The sequence below is a fragment of the Brachybacterium nesterenkovii genome (genome assembly GCF_900163655.1).
Classification (GTDB): Bacteria; Actinomycetota; Actinomycetes; order Actinomycetales; family Dermabacteraceae; genus Brachybacterium; species Brachybacterium nesterenkovii.
Window position 1 is genome coordinate 1 of the sequence record NZ_FWFG01000070.1, and the last position, 1,482, is coordinate 1,482.

General features: G+C 70.4%; 1 protein-coding gene. It reads left to right on the forward strand.

Annotated features, from left to right (window positions below):
- Positions 1 to 333 precede the first annotated feature (333 nt).
- Entirely contained in the window at positions 334 to 1,167 is an 834-nt protein-coding gene (locus FM110_RS08720; protein ID WP_143276340.1) for a hypothetical protein, read from the forward strand.
- Positions 1,168 to 1,482 lie beyond the last annotated feature (315 nt).

Sequence of the window (1,482 nt, forward strand, 5' to 3'; positions counted from 1 at the left end):
GGGCGAGGGGCGAGGGGCGAAATGGCTGGCGCGCCACGATGACGGGGCGGATGGGGTGGCGATCCATCACGGTGGCTCGGTGCTGGATCACGGAGCGATGCGTCGGCGGCTCGCTCTGTGAGCTGCCGGTGGAGGAATCGCGACCCCATCGATCTCACCTGGGCATTGGGGACAGCCGACGCCGCGGTGGTCAGCGTCGGGCACAGTCCTTCCATGGCGAGATCCCCGGACCCCCTGCCCGTCGTCCTGCAGGGGAGCGTCTTCAGTGCGGCTGAGGCGCGGCGGCTCGGAGTGAGTGCGGAGCGGCTGCGCAGGCAGGACGTCGTGCGGATCATGCCCGGTCTCCATGCGTCCCGTGGCGCCGTCGTGACCGAGGCCCGCGTCGTCGGGGCGCTGTTCAGGAACGATCCCGGGATCACGGCGGTCGGCCTCACCGCGGCGCGGCTCTGGGGGCTGCCGCTGCCGGGTCGCCTGGAGGAGTGGACCCCCGGATGCGGCCGACCGATCGAGTTGGCGACGCAGAGCGTGCGCCGTCGCCGCGGACGCGCGGAGATCCGATGGCGACGCATCGGCTTCGCCCCGGGCGACACGCACCACGGGACGACGCTGCGGGCGACCACGAGAGCACGCACGTTCCTGGACCTGGGGGCAGTGCTCTCTCACGACGACCTGGTGGTGATCGGCGATCATCTGGTGCGCACGCCGCGTCCCTGGGCGGAGGAGGGGCGGTCGGTGCCGTACTCGATCCTCGAGCGCTTGACGGAGGCCGCCGCCGAGGCGCGCTTCCCCGGGATCGCCGCCGTCCGACGTGCCCTGACGGATGTCCGCATGAGCGCGGACTCGCCGGCCGAGACTCGTCTGCGCCTCGACTGCGTCCGTGCTTCGCTGCCCGAGCCTGAGGCGAATGCGCGACTCATCGTCGACGGAGCAGATCTCGGCGACCCCGATCTGCTGTGGAGGGCATACGGCGTCTGCGTCGAGTACGAAGGGCGGACGCATCTGCGCGGTGAACAGATGCAGCGCGACATCCGGCGCGGCGAGAGGAGAGCAGCTGCGAGGATTAACGAGATCCGTCTGCTCCACGAGGACCTGCGCCACGGCAGCGGCGCCGCGATCGCCAGGATCAGGAGAGCTCTCGAGGAGCGGGGCTGGCGCTCTGGGCAGTGATGGGGAGTATGCCCCTGGGTGTCCGCGAACAGTCCTGCGGGGAGCCCAGGGGAGTGCGCAGGCAGTGGTGCTGGCAGAGCGCGAAAGGGGGTGCGTCGTGAGCAGTGACGGCGCCCGCGCAGCTGTGCTCCCCCTTTGAGCGCCGGCGGATGGCCAGCTGGTGGTGGTGCTTTCGCGGATTGGTCATTCGTCGTCGGAATGGTGGGGGCTTTCCGACGACGAACGACCAATCCGGTACCGGATTCCGACGAAGAACGACCAATCCTGCGCCCGCCTCTGATGGGAGGTGTCGTGGGTGGGGGAGGCGTCGTGGGG